We start from the raw sequence: 12274 nt of genomic DNA on the forward strand, positions 1-12274 counted from the left end.
AGACGCGGCGCGGCAGCGCCGCGACCGCGTCATCATGGCTGTCTAACTTGCCACAATCTCGCCAGGTGCGCGACACATGGAATTGGTTGTGCTTTCGCTTGGAGCCGGCAGCGGTTGTTGATCTGTCTTCGGCCCCAGGATGACAACGCGCCATTGGTTGGCGTGGTAATGCCGGTTGAGTGCGTTTTTGATTGATACAAGGTTCAGCTTCAAGGCTGCTTGCGTGGCAAAGTCGAGGTCCAGTGGCAGATTGTGAGCGCTGATGGCGTACAACTGTCTCAGAATCTGCGCATTGGTAGCGCTGTTCAACGGCGCGCTACCGGTCAGTTGCTGTTGGATGTCTTCGAGTTCCTGTTGGGTCGGCCCTTGGGCGAGGAAGTCGGTGAACATCGTCTTGATATGGGTCAGCACGGCATCGGCCTGCTCTGGTCGGGTCTGCAATTCAATGGTCAGCAATCCTTGTACCTGAAGGGCTGAAAGGTCGGCTTCAACGTGGTAGGTCAGGCCTCGGCGTTCACGCAATTCATCGGTCAGTCGGTTGGTGAAAATCCGCATGGCCATCTGTAGCGCGACGTAGTCCGGATTGTTTCGCAGCACACTTGGCTGGGCAAGGCGCAGGTAAGCCTGGGTCGATGGTCGCTCAACACGCAACAGACTTGGAGCAGCTGGACTTGTCGCTGGCTGGATCGCGGCAGTGGCCGGTCCCAGGGGCAAGGCCGCGGATATCTGCGCACCAATACGCTGGGCTTCTTCCTCGGTGAGGTCACCGACCAGTGTGATCTGGGCATTGCCCGCGGAATAAGCCTCGCGATGAAAGTCTTGCGCCTGGGTGCGGGTGATGGAGGCAAGCCCGGCCCGGGTTCCGTAGAAGGACTGAGCATAGCCGTGGTCGGGAAACAGCTGGCCGAGATTAGCTTTTCGGGCTTGAGCGGCATGGGACTGATCTTCACGGTCCAGCAAGAACTGCAATTGGGATTTCACTGTAGGCAGGGACTCTTGCGGCAACAGCGGCTTGCCGAGTAATTGGGCAAACAGTTCCAGGGCTGGAGCGCGCCGGGCTTCGTCGCTCAGGCTGCGCAGGGAAAAAAGGGTCCGATCCTGGCTGATACCCATACCCAGCCTGGCACCCAGATTATCGAACGTCGCCAGTATGGCATTGACGTCCTTGCCAGCCACACCCTCATTCAAAAGGCTGAAGGTCACCGCTGCCAGGCCGGGTTGATGCGGGGTTTGGGCGCTGCCTGCGGAAAAACTCACCAGGGCATCGAACATCGGCAGGCCAGGGGTGCGGATGAACAGGATCTTCGTTCCACTGAGCGTTTTGTAACCCTTGATCGACAGCGCGCGGTGGATCGTCGGAGACTGTGGTTCGTTGAGCGATTGCAGCACTGGTTTCTGGGGCGCCGTGGTTGCAACGGCAGGGGCCTGTGCGCTCAACAGCATGCCGGCCAGGATCAATCCATTGATGTGGCCTTTGAGCTTATCCATTGTTTTTCTCCGGCAGGATTTTCGCGGTACTCAGGCGCTCACGCGTCAGGTAAGTCTTTGCGACTTGTTGAATATCCAGGGGAGTGACCTTGTTCAGCTCATCCGTATCCTGATCGGCCAGCCGCCAGTCCAGGCCGATGGTTTCCAGCAGGCCCAAGGTGTTGGCCTGTCCTTCCAGATCATCCTGCGCATAAACCGAGTTAGCGATCACAAGGTTTTTCGCACGGTCCAGTTCTGCCGGTTCCGGTGCCTTGCTCTTCAGTGATTCGATCACTTGCCACAGTCGGGCGAGGGCTTCGTCAGCGTCATTGAGCTTGTCCGGGTTGAGCTGGGTGCTGATGGTCAGCAACGAATCGCCGCGATTGAAGGCGTCGTACTCTGAGTCGGCCTCAGTGAATATCGCCTCGCTCAGTTGCAGTTGCTGTTTGATCCGCGCGCTATTGGATCCGGCCAGTAACATATCGAGCAAGCGCAGGGCATGGGCGGTCCGACGATCCAGTGCCGTGGTCAGACTGGGCGCGTTGAAACTCATGATCAGGCGCGGGGACGCTACCGGCGCGCGCAGGGTCAGTGACCGTTCACCGGCAGAGGCCAGTTCGACGGGGGCTGGCGCCATGGGTGTTGCGCGCCGCTCAAGGTGGCCGAAGTGCTGCTGTGCCAAGGCCTTGATCCGCTCAGGTGCAACATCGCCAACGACCACCAGCGTCGCATTGTCCGGCGAATACCAGGCCTGATACCACTGCTGTAATTGCACGGCGTTCATGCGTTGCAGATCGTGCATCCAGCCAATCGTCGGGGTGCGGTAGCCGCTGGCCGGGTGGGCGATGCTGTTCAGTCGTTCGTGAGCCAGCGCGATGATTTCATCATCAACGCGCATCCGACGCTCCTCCTGAATGACCTTGAGCTCCGGTGTGAAGTCCTGTGCATTCAGCTCGGCCGTACTCATCAGATCGGCCAGTATTTCGAACGCGACGCCAGTGCGGCCGGAAGGCAGTGTCTGGTAAAAAACCGTGAAATCAGTGCCGGTAAATGCGTTTTGGCTGGCGCCCAATTTCTCCAGTATCGCCTCGAACTCTCCGGCGCAGGCCTTGCTGCTGCCTTTGTAGACCATATGTTCGAGGGCGTGGGACAGGCCGGACTGGCCGGGCGGTTCGTAGCTTGAACCGGCCTTGATCCAGAGTTGGGCGGTGACGATGGGGGAGCGGTGGTCCTCGCGCACGACAACCTTGAGACCGTTGTCCAGTACGAAGTCTTGCGTCGCTGGGGGTGTTGCCGCGCTGGCCATGAGCGGTAGCCAGGCGATAAAGGGCAGCATAAACAGGCTGCGGGAGATGTTCATCCGTGTTCATCCTCAGTGGTTTGCAGGTAATTGCGCAAGCCACTGTGGATGATCCGTAAGGATGTCAGGCGGTAACTATGTAGTGCACCTCACAACCAGGCTGGGGCAGTCGTCTCGCTGAAATGTCAGGCGCTGCGCTGCCACAACGAGTAATACACGCGTCCGGATTTCTGCTCCCGGTGCAGGCGCCAGTTCTCCGGCAGGCCCAGGGTCGACGGCGCCGACTCGCTTTCGGTGTACACCCAGGCGTCTTCGGCCAGCCATTGGCGCTCTTCGAGCAACTTGCAAACGGCGGGCAGCAGGTTCTGGTTGAACGGCGGGTCGAGGAACACCAGGTCGTAGGCCGTCGCGGTCTGGGTTTCCAGGTAGCGCAGGGCATCGGCGGTCTGGACCTGGCCGTTGGTGCACCGCAACGTCCCCAGGTGCTCTTTCAGGCTGGACACCGCGATACTGCTGGCGTCCAGCGCCTGACCCATGGCTGCGCCACGGGACAGGGCTTCGAGGAACAGCGCGCCACTGCCGGTGAACGGGTCGAGCACCTTGGCGCCCGGCACGTAAGGCGCGAGCCAGTTGAACAGGGTTTCACGCACGCGATCCGGCGTCGGGCGCAGGCCCGGGGCGTCGGGGAAGCTAAGCTTGCGGCTGCGCCATTCGCCGCCAATGATGCGCAGCTGGTTCACGCCGTTGTGGACGTTTCTGGCGGGTTTTTTTGGACTTGCCATTAATGCTCCGGAACCCCGAGCGGTTGCTCGGAAGGTTTGTCAGTAGGGGCCGGTAACGGCTTTTGCGGCACGGTCGGGCCAACGCTGACGATGACCATTTTGTCCGTGCCCAGGTGTTTGTTCATGGCGGCTTTGACCTGCTCGACGGTCAAGGCCTGGGACTGTTGCATGAAATCTTCCAGATGACTCAACGGCAGGTTGTAGAAACCGATGGCGCCCAGTTGGCCGACGATATCGGCGTTGCTCGCGGTGGACAGCGGGAAACTGCCGGCCAGCTCGCGCTTGGCGTCGTCGAGCTCTTTTTCGGTCGGGCCGGTTTCAAGGTAGTCGGCCAGTACATCCTGCACCAGTTTCAGGGTGCCTTCGCTCATCTCGGCGCGGGTCTGCAGGTTGATCATGAACGGGCCGCGCGCCTGCATCGGGGTGAAGCCCGAATACACGCCGTAAGTCAGGCCACGCTTCTCGCGCACTTCGCTCATCAAGCGGGTACCGAAGCCGCCGCCACCGAGAATCTGGTTCCCCATGGACAACGCTGCGTAGTCCGGGTCGTCGCGGTCGATGCCCAATTGCGCGAGCATCAGGTTGGTCTGCTTGGACGGGAACTCGATATGGCCGACGCTGGCCTTGGGCTCGACCGGTTGCGCGATTTTCGGCAAGGCCGGGCCTTTGGGCAGGGCACTGGAAACCTGCGCGGCAATCGCTTCGGCTTCTGCACGGGACAGGTCGCCGACCAGCGCGATCACCACGTTACCGGCGGCGTAGGCTTTCTCGTGGAAAGCACGCAGTTGGGCCGCGGTGATCGCCGGGACGGTTTTCGCCGTGCCGTCGCTGGCGTGTGCGTACGGGTGATCACCGTACAAGCGGTTCATCAGTTCCAGGCTCGCCAGTTTGCCCGGGTTCTGTTTCTGGTACTCGAAACCGGCAAGCAACTGGTTCTTGATGCGGGCCAGCGAATCGGCAGGGAAAGTCGGCTTGCCGATGACTTCGGCGAACAGCTTCAGGGCCGGCTCGCGCTTGTCCTTGGCACTCAGGCTGCGCAGCGAAGCGATTGCCATGTCCTTATAAGCGCCGTTGCCGAAATCGGCACCCAGGCCTTCGAAGCCCTGGGCAATGGCACCGACGTCTTTGCCGGCCACGCCTTCGTTGAGCATGGCGTTGGTCAACACCGCCACGCCCGGTGCAGCGCCGTCCTGGCTGCTGCCGGCAGCGAAGATCAGGCGCATGTCGAACATCGGCAGCTCATGGGCTTCGACAAACAGCACCTTGGTGCCTTCGGCGGTGTTCCAGGTCTGCACGTCCAGCTTGCGGTGGTCCGGTGCCTTGCCGTTGAGCTCGGTCAGCGACTGCAGTTTCTGGCTGGCCTTGGCCTTGTCCAGGGCTTCGCTGGCATTGGTTTCGCCAGGGCGCGACAAATAGAACGCGGCGGAGCCGATAACGGCGACGGCGACCAGGCCGATCAGGGCCAGGCGGGAGGTTTTACGCTCACTCATGAGTCGTCTCCAGAGGCAGTACATGGGCGACGCTGAGACGTTCGCGGGTGAAATACAACTTGGCGGCTTTCTGGATATCTTCCGGCGTGACGCTTTCCAGGTCGGCCAGTTCGGTGTCCATCAGTTTCCATGACAGTCCGACGGTTTCCAGTTGGCCGATGGCCGTGGCCTGACTGGTGATCGAGTCACGCTCGAAGACCAGGCCGGCGATGACTTGTGCGCGGACCCGTTCCAGCTCTTCAGCAGTTGGCGCCGTGGTTTTCAGTTGGTCGAGCAGCTTCCACAAACCGGCTTGTGCCTGGGCGATGGTCTTGTGCTTCTGCGAGTTTGGCGATGCCGACAGGGTAAAGAGGCTGTCGCCACGGGTGTAGGCGTCGTAACTCGACGAGCCGCCGGACACCAGTTCTTCTCCGCGCTCCAGTTGCGTCGGGATGCGTCCGCTGTAGCCGCCGTCGAGCAGTGCCGAGATCAGGCGCAGGGCATTGACCAGACGCTTGTCTTCGGCGGTGGCGATGCTCGGCACGTTGAAGGCCAGCATCAGGCTAGGCAGTTGGGTCTGCACGTGCAGGGTGATCTGGCGCTCGCCCGGCTCGGCCAGTTCCAGCGGTTTTTTCGCGGCGGGCACTTCACGCTTGGCGATCGGGCCGAAATAGCGTTGGGCCAGGGTTTTGACTTCGTCCGGGGTGACATCGCCAACCACCACCAACGTGGCGTTGTTGGGCACGTACCAGGTTTCGTACCAGTGGCGCAGCTCTTCGACTTTCATCCGCTCAAGGTCGGCCATCCAGCCGATGGTCGGCGTGTGGTAACCGCTGGCCGGATAGGCCATGGCCTTGAAGCGCTCGTAGGCCTTGGACATCGGCTTGTCGTCGGTGCGCAGGCGACGCTCTTCCTTGATGACCTCGATTTCCTTGGCAAACTCGTCGGGCGGCAGGCGCAGGCTGGCCATGCGGTCGGCTTCCAGTTCGAAGGCCACACCCAGGCGATCCCGGGCCAGCACCTGGTAGTACGCGGTGAAGTCGTCGCTGGTGAATGCATTCTCTTCGGCGCCGAGGTCGCGCAGGATCAGCGAGGCTTCGCCGGGGCCGACTTTCTCGCTGCCCTTGAACATCATGTGTTCCAGCGCGTGGGACAGGCCGGTATTACCCGGCGTCTCGTAGCTGGAGCCGACCTTGTACCAGACCTGGGAAACCACCACGGGCGCTCGGTGGTCTTCACGCACGACCACCTTCAGGCCATTGTCGAGGGTGAATTCGTGGGTGGGTTGCGGGTCGGCAGCCAGGGCCGAAAGGGGCAGGCAAACTGTGCTGAGCAGCAGGCCAGCGGCGCGGCGGGCAAGAGCATTCATTCGTTTTCAAACCTTTGGGGCTGCCCGCTTGTTCTTAGCGTCAGCGGGCGAGAGGGTGCTAGGATACTGATCCGTTTTAGCGGCGGCCACGCCTATCAGGCCTTTATGCTTGATCAGGTTGAATGGGTTTGCGACGGAAGGTGGATATTTATCAACTGAATTCCGCGTTTTCGCCGATTTTGCTGCTTTAGTCCTATGAGAAATCGATTGCTTGAGGTGCCGTTGAGCACTTCGACAAAATGTTGCGCGTGAACAAGCTGGGTCAATCGCAGTCTGTTCTGCATCGAATATTTATTTGCCGGGGCGCCATTGGCGCGTCGCTACCGTGAGATAGCCGTCCTCCATGTTTGGTTCCAACGACGACAAGAAGACCCCAGCTGCGGCTGGCGAGAAAAAAAGCCTGTTCGGATGGCTGCGCAAAAAGCCGCAGGAACCCGTCGTCGAACAGCCACAAGCCATTCCTGAACCAGCGCCGACGCCGGTCCCGGTAATAGAAGAAGCGCCCGCGCCGGTTGTTCTGCCGATTGCCGAGCCATTGCTGCAACCCAAGGTTGAAGCCGCTCCCGAATCCGTCAGCGAAATCGTCACCGAACAGCCACTGGCCCCGATAGCCGAACCGTGGTTGACCCTGCCGGTAGCCGAAGAACCCGTGGCATTGGTCGAAAATGACCTGGCTCCTCACGTGACACCACCGATTCCGGCTCCGGTAGCGTTTACGCCTGCACCGGCTCACGCGCCTGTGGTCGAAGCGATTGTTGAACCAATCGTCGTGGCCGAGCCTGTTCCCGTTGTCAGCCAGCCAGAGGTTCCGGTATTCGTTGCTCCGGTTGCTCCGGTTGCTCCGGTTGCTCAAGCGCCTGCACCCGCTCCGATTCCTGAACCGATCGCGTCGCCCGTCGAAACCCCGGTAGAACCCGTACGCACCGAAGAAACCAAAGCCGGTTTCTTCGCCCGCCTCAAGCAGGGGCTGTCCAAGACCAGCGCCAGTATTGGCGAAGGGATGGCCAGCCTGTTCCTGGGCAAAAAGGTTATTGATGACGAACTGCTCGAAGACCTCGAAACCCGTTTGCTGACCGCCGATGTTGGTGTCGAGGCCACCTCGGTGATCATTCAGCGTCTGACGCAGAAGGTTGCGCGCAAGGAGCTGGCCGACGCCGATGCCCTGTACAAATCCTTGCAAGCCGAGCTGGCAGCGATGCTCAAGCCTGTCGAGCAGCCGCTGAAAGTCACCTCGCAGAACAAGCCGTTCGTGATTCTGGTCGTCGGCGTCAACGGTGCCGGCAAGACCACCACTATCGGCAAGCTGGCGAAGAAACTGCAGCTGGAAGGCAAGAAAGTCATGCTCGCCGCCGGCGATACCTTCCGTGCCGCGGCGGTGGAGCAATTGCAGGTCTGGGGTGAGCGCAACAAGATCCCGGTGATCGCGCAGCACACTGGCGCCGACTCGGCCTCGGTGATCTTCGATGCCGTGCAGGCCGCCAAGGCCCGTGGCATCGATGTGCTGATCGCCGACACCGCCGGTCGCCTGCACACCAAAGACAACCTGATGGAAGAACTGAAAAAGGTTCGCCGGGTGATCGGCAAGCTCGACGCCGACGCACCTCACGAAGTGCTGTTGGTGCTTGATGCCGGCACTGGCCAGAATGCCATCAACCAGGCCAAACAATTCAACCAGACCGTCGAACTGACCGGCCTGGCGCTGACCAAGCTCGACGGCACCGCCAAGGGCGGGGTGATTTTTGCCCTGGCCAAGCAATTCGGCCTGCCGATCCGCTACATTGGCGTCGGCGAAGGCATCGACGATTTGCGTACCTTTGAAGCAGAACCCTTTGTCCAGGCATTGTTTGCCGAGCGGGAGCGTTCATGATTCGTTTCGAACAGGTCGGTAAGCGCTACCCGAACGGTCACGTCGGCTTGCATGAGCTGAGCTTTCGAGTCCGTCGTGGCGAGTTCTTGTTTGTCACCGGCCATTCCGGTGCCGGTAAATCCACACTGTTGCGCCTGTTGCTGGCGATGGAGCGCCCGACCAGCGGCAAGCTGCTGCTCGCCGGGCAAGACCTGAGCACCATCAGCAGCGCGCAGATACCTTTCTTGCGCCGGCAGATCGGTGTGGTGTTCCAGAATCACCAGTTGCTGTTCGATCGCACGGTGTTCAATAACGTCGCGTTGCCTTTGCAGATCCTGGGCCTGTCCAAGGCCGAGATCGCCAAGCGCGTGGACTCGGCACTGGAGCGCGTGGCACTGTCGGATAAAACCGATCTGTACCCGGGCGACCTGTCCACCGGTCAGCAGCAGCGCGTCGGCATCGCCCGCGCCATCGTCCACCGTCCGGCCTTGCTGCTGGCGGACGAGCCGACCGGTAACCTCGACCCGCGTCTGGCCGCCGAGATCATGGGTGTGTTCGAAGACATCAATCGCCTGGGTACCAGCGTGCTGATCGCCAGTCACGACCTGGCCCTGATCGCCCGCATGCGCCATCGCATGCTGACGCTGCAACGCGGTCGATTGATCGGTGACGGGGAGGCGGCCGTATGAGTGCAACACGTAGCCCCAAGGTTTCCGAGCGTGTGGCTCCGAAGGCCGCCGATCCGCAGCCGCAAAAGAAAAAACGCGATGATGACGACGGGCCGGACTTCGCCACGTTGTTCCGTGCCTGGATCGAAAGCCATCGCGCCAGTCTGGTGGACAGCCTGCGCCGCCTGGGCAAGCAGCCCATCGGCAGTTTTTTCACCTGCATGGTGATGGCGGTGGCCCTGAGCTTGCCCATGGGCCTGTCACTTTTGCTAAGTAACGTCGAGCGTCTGGGCGGTTCCTGGCAGCGCGCGGCGCAGATTTCCCTGTATCTGGACCTTGAGGCCAAGCCGGCGGAAGGTGAATCGCTGCGCGATCAGATCAAGGGCATGCCTGGCGTGGCCGATGCCGAATACGTTGGCCGGGAGCAGGCGCTGGAAGAGTTCCAGCAACAGTCCGGGCTGGGCGAGGCGCTCAAGGAGTTGCCGGAGAACCCGCTGCCAGGCGTGGTGCTGGTGACGCCGAACGAAGTCGACAAGCCGGCTCTTGAAGCATTAAGACAAAAACTATCCGAGCTGCCGAAGGTACAACAGGCGCAACTTGATTTAGTCTGGGTCGAGCGTCTGGCAGCCATCCTCAAGCTGGGTGACCGTTTTGTCTTCGGTCTGACCGTGCTTCTGGTTTCTGCATTACTTTTGGTGATAGGCAATACCATTCGTCTTCATATTGAAAACCGCCGCATAGAGATAGAAGTGATTAAACTGGTCGGCGGCACTGACAGCTATGTACGCAGGCCCTTTCTGTATATGGGCGCACTGTATGGCTTCGGTGCGGGGATTCTGTCCTGGGGCGTACTGGCGTTCGGCCTTGATTGGCTGAACGACGCGGTGGTGGGGCTGGCCGGTTTGTACGGCAGTGATTTTGCGCTGGCTGGAGTGCCAGTTGCCGACGGTCTGTCTCTCTTGCTTGGCGCGGTGCTGTTGGGGTATATCGGTGCATGGATTGCAGTCGCACGCCACCTGAGGGAGCTTGCGCCTAAGTAGTATCATTTTGCTCGTATTGACCTTTCAGCGTTTTTAGGTTTTGGGAACTTGTCTTTCGGTTTCCGGTCAATTTTCGCAGTGCTGAACTGCACGAGTTTGTAAGTCGGAGGTTTTTTCGTATGACCAATTCTTTGCAACCTGCATATGCTCTGGTCCCGGGTGCGAACCTGGAGGCCTATGTGCACACCGTCAACAGCATTCCACTGCTGTCGCCGGAGCAGGAGCGTGAACTGGCCGAGAGTCTCTATTATGAGCAGGATTTGGGGGCGGCTCGGCAGATGGTGCTCGCCCACCTGCGTTTTGTCGTACATATCGCCCGTAGCTATTCCGGCTACGGCCTGGCTCAGGCTGACCTGATCCAGGAAGGCAACGTCGGCCTGATGAAGGCCGTGAAGCGCTTCAACCCGGAAATGGGCGTGCGCCTGGTGTCCTTTGCCGTGCACTGGATCAAGGCGGAAATCCACGAGTTCATCCTGCGCAACTGGCGCATCGTGAAAGTCGCGACCACCAAGGCCCAGCGCAAGTTGTTCTTCAACCTGCGCAGCCAGAAGAAACGTCTGGCCTGGTTGAATAACGAGGAAGTCCACCGCGTGGCGGAAAGCCTCGGTGTAGAGCCTCGGGAAGTACGCGAGATGGAAAGCCGCCTGACCGGCCATGACATGGCCTTCGATCCGGCTGCCGAAGCGGACGACGACAGTGCATTCCAGTCGCCGGCCAATTATCTGGAAGACCACCGGTACGACCCGGCCCGTCAACTGGAAGATGCCGACTGGAGCGACAACTCCAACCACAACCTGCACGAAGCGCTGGAAGTGCTGGACGACCGCAGCCGTGACATCCTCTACCAGCGCTGGCTGGCGGAAGAAAAGGCCACGCTGCACGACCTGGCGCAGAAGTACAACGTGTCGGCCGAGCGTATTCGTCAGCTCGAGAAGAGCGCGATGAACAAGCTCAAGTTGTCGATCGCTGCTTAACTGGCGGCCTGGCAATAAAAAGCGCCCCGATCATTGATCCTGTGGGAGCGAGCTTGCTCGCGATGAGGTCCGAACATTCAATATAAAAGTTGAATGTCAGGCCGTCATCGCGGGCAAGCCCGCTCCCACAGTGGTTTTCAGGGTCTGAAGAATTGTGATCAGTTACTGGGACCAAGGCGCCCGGCGCGAATCGTTCAGTCCGACCAGATAGCTGTCCCCGCCCAACTGACTCATCTGCTGTCGAATCCAGCCAGCCCGGCGCGAAACGTAAGAAGTCGGATGGCCGGCGCTCCAGACCCTCGGGTTGGGCAGGACGGCGGCGAGCAGGCTCGATTGCTGGCGGCTGAGGCCTTTTGCACTCACGCCAAAGTGATGCCGGGCCGCCGCTTCGGCACCAAACACGCCGTCATCCCACTCGACGCTGTTGAGGTACACCTCAAGAATTCGCTGCTTGGGCCAGAACACTTCGATCAATCCGGTGAACCAGGCTTCCAGGCCTTTGCGCAGCCAGCTGCGGCCAGACCACAGGAACAGGTTTTTCGAAACTTGCTGACTGAGGGTGCTGGCGCCACGGATCGAACCGCCGCGCTCGTTATGGGCAAACGCCGCCTGAATCGCGCCGATATCGAAGCCCCAGTGCTCCGGGAATTTCTGGTCTTCGCCGGCAATCACCGCGACTTTCAGGTCATCGGAGATCTCATCCCAGGGTTTCCAGGTCCGTTGCAGGTCGATGGGTTCGCCATCGAACCAGGACTCGATCTTGCGCTCGACCATCAGCGTCGTCCCCGGTGGCGGCACCACGCGAAAGATCAGCACCAGCAATACGCTGCCACCCATGAACCAGAGCACGGCCTTGGTGAAATGACGGAAATAGATACGCAGCATAGAGATGGCTTGGCCGAACCCGTTGAGCGGGCCATTATACAGACCCTTTGGATCGAAACTGACTGGAGTTCTGCATGCTGCGTGGCTTTCTGATGCTGGCCGCTTTTTTCGGTTTCACCGGTGTCGGCCTCGGCGCCTTTGCCGCCCATGGCCTGAAAAACCGCCTGAGTGCCGAGTACATGGCGATTTTCCACACGGGCGTCACCTATCAACTGGTGCATACCCTGGCATTACTGGGTGTCGCATTCCTGTCCACGCAGATTCCCGGCCGCCTGATCACCTGGGCCGGCGCGTCGTTTGCCATCGGTATCCTGCTGTTCTCCGGCAGCCTGTACATCTTGACGCTGACCGGCATCAGCAAGCTCGGCATCATCACCCCGTTCGGTGGCCTGGCCTTCCTGGCGGGCTGGTTTTGCCTCGGACTCGCCGCCTGGCGGTTGAGCTGACCCTGTAGGAGCTGCCGCAGGCTGCGAT

The 12274-nt window shown here is 60.5% G+C and carries 11 protein-coding genes; 5 read left to right on the forward strand and 6 right to left on the reverse strand.

Going from position 1 to position 12274, the window contains the following annotated elements; translation table 11 throughout:
- Positions 1 to 42: 42 nt before the first annotated feature.
- The 5 genes from AC1DXW_RS02610 to AC1DXW_RS02630 form a co-directional block, all read right to left on the reverse strand.
- The gene (locus tag AC1DXW_RS02610; RefSeq protein ID WP_477753575.1) at positions 43 to 1488 is read right to left on the reverse strand and encodes a M16 family metallopeptidase; all 1446 of its coding nucleotides are present in this window, start codon (positions 1486 to 1488) and stop codon (positions 43 to 45) included.
- Positions 1481 to 2827 carry a M16 family metallopeptidase gene (locus AC1DXW_RS02615; protein ID WP_477753576.1) on the reverse strand — a complete coding sequence of 449 codons (1347 nt, stop codon included), beginning with the start codon at positions 2825 to 2827 and terminating at the stop codon, positions 1481 to 1483. The genes AC1DXW_RS02610 and AC1DXW_RS02615 overlap by 8 nt, the downstream gene beginning before the upstream one ends.
- A gap of 125 nt (positions 2828 to 2952) precedes the next feature.
- Entirely contained in the window at positions 2953 to 3549 is a 597-nt protein-coding gene (gene rsmD / locus AC1DXW_RS02620; RefSeq protein WP_007987844.1) for a 16S rRNA (guanine(966)-N(2))-methyltransferase RsmD, read from the reverse strand.
- Positions 3549 to 5039: a M16 family metallopeptidase gene (locus AC1DXW_RS02625; RefSeq protein WP_477753577.1), complete on the reverse strand. Its 1491-nt coding sequence runs from the start codon at positions 5037 to 5039 to the stop codon at positions 3549 to 3551. Before AC1DXW_RS02625 ends, rsmD begins: the two co-directional genes overlap by 1 nt.
- Positions 5032 to 6387: a M16 family metallopeptidase gene (locus AC1DXW_RS02630; protein WP_477753578.1), complete on the reverse strand. Its 1356-nt coding sequence runs from the start codon at positions 6385 to 6387 to the stop codon at positions 5032 to 5034. The genes AC1DXW_RS02625 and AC1DXW_RS02630 overlap by 8 nt, the downstream gene beginning before the upstream one ends.
- Positions 6388 to 6730: 343 nt before the next feature.
- Between AC1DXW_RS02630 and ftsY the strand changes: the two genes are divergently transcribed.
- From ftsY to rpoH, 4 genes are all read left to right on the forward strand, one after another.
- The gene (gene ftsY / locus AC1DXW_RS02635; protein WP_477753579.1) at positions 6731 to 8254 is read left to right on the forward strand and encodes a signal recognition particle-docking protein FtsY; all 1524 of its coding nucleotides are present in this window, start codon (positions 6731 to 6733) and stop codon (positions 8252 to 8254) included.
- Positions 8251 to 8922 (forward strand): cell division ATP-binding protein FtsE, encoded by a 672-nt coding sequence (gene ftsE / locus AC1DXW_RS02640; RefSeq protein WP_477753580.1) that lies wholly within the window; start codon positions 8251 to 8253, stop codon positions 8920 to 8922. Before ftsY ends, ftsE begins: the two co-directional genes overlap by 4 nt.
- A complete protein-coding gene (gene ftsX, locus AC1DXW_RS02645; protein WP_477753581.1) occupies positions 8919 to 9941 on the forward strand; it encodes a permease-like cell division protein FtsX in 1023 nt (340 codons plus the stop codon). The genes ftsE and ftsX overlap by 4 nt, the downstream gene beginning before the upstream one ends.
- A gap of 119 nt (positions 9942 to 10060) precedes the next feature.
- Positions 10061 to 10915: an RNA polymerase sigma factor RpoH gene (gene rpoH / locus AC1DXW_RS02650; RefSeq protein WP_007975386.1), complete on the forward strand. Its 855-nt coding sequence runs from the start codon at positions 10061 to 10063 to the stop codon at positions 10913 to 10915.
- 162 nt (positions 10916 to 11077) lie between these two features.
- Here rpoH and mtgA read toward each other — a convergent pair whose 3' ends face one another.
- Complete coding sequence (gene mtgA / locus AC1DXW_RS02655) at positions 11078 to 11800, reverse strand: monofunctional biosynthetic peptidoglycan transglycosylase (RefSeq protein WP_477753582.1); 723 nt, start codon at positions 11798 to 11800, stop codon at positions 11078 to 11080.
- Between the two features lie 74 nt (positions 11801 to 11874).
- On the opposite strand from mtgA, the gene AC1DXW_RS02660 reads away from it, so the two are divergent.
- On the forward strand, positions 11875 to 12246 hold the full coding sequence (locus AC1DXW_RS02660) for a DUF423 domain-containing protein (protein ID WP_477753583.1): 372 nt from the start codon (positions 11875 to 11877) through the stop codon (positions 12244 to 12246).
- Positions 12247 to 12274 lie beyond the last annotated feature (28 nt).

The organism is Pseudomonas sp. P4_C4 (assembly GCF_056402055.1).

What these genes read in the sequence shown, in the direction of transcription:
- AC1DXW_RS02610 (WP_477753575.1), bottom strand. Translation starts at nt 1,488, where the DNA reads ATGGATAAGCTCAAAGGCCACATCAATGGATTGATCCTGGCCGGCATG.
- AC1DXW_RS02615 (WP_477753576.1), bottom strand. Translation starts at nt 2,827, where the DNA reads ATGAACATCTCCCGCAGCCTGTTTATGCTGCCCTTTATCGCCTGGCTA.
- rsmD (WP_007987844.1), bottom strand. Translation starts at nt 3,549, where the DNA reads ATGGCAAGTCCAAAAAAACCCGCCAGAAACGTCCACAACGGCGTGAAC.
- AC1DXW_RS02625 (WP_477753577.1), bottom strand. Translation starts at nt 5,039, where the DNA reads ATGAGTGAGCGTAAAACCTCCCGCCTGGCCCTGATCGGCCTGGTCGCC.
- AC1DXW_RS02630 (WP_477753578.1), bottom strand. Translation starts at nt 6,387, where the DNA reads ATGAATGCTCTTGCCCGCCGCGCCGCTGGCCTGCTGCTCAGCACAGTT.
- ftsY (WP_477753579.1), top strand. Translation starts at nt 6,731, where the DNA reads ATGTTTGGTTCCAACGACGACAAGAAGACCCCAGCTGCGGCTGGCGAG.
- ftsE (WP_477753580.1), top strand. Translation starts at nt 8,251, where the DNA reads ATGATTCGTTTCGAACAGGTCGGTAAGCGCTACCCGAACGGTCACGTC.
- ftsX (WP_477753581.1), top strand. Translation starts at nt 8,919, where the DNA reads ATGAGTGCAACACGTAGCCCCAAGGTTTCCGAGCGTGTGGCTCCGAAG.
- rpoH (WP_007975386.1), top strand. Translation starts at nt 10,061, where the DNA reads ATGACCAATTCTTTGCAACCTGCATATGCTCTGGTCCCGGGTGCGAAC.
- mtgA (WP_477753582.1), bottom strand. Translation starts at nt 11,800, where the DNA reads ATGCTGCGTATCTATTTCCGTCATTTCACCAAGGCCGTGCTCTGGTTC.
- AC1DXW_RS02660 (WP_477753583.1), top strand. Translation starts at nt 11,875, where the DNA reads ATGCTGCGTGGCTTTCTGATGCTGGCCGCTTTTTTCGGTTTCACCGGT.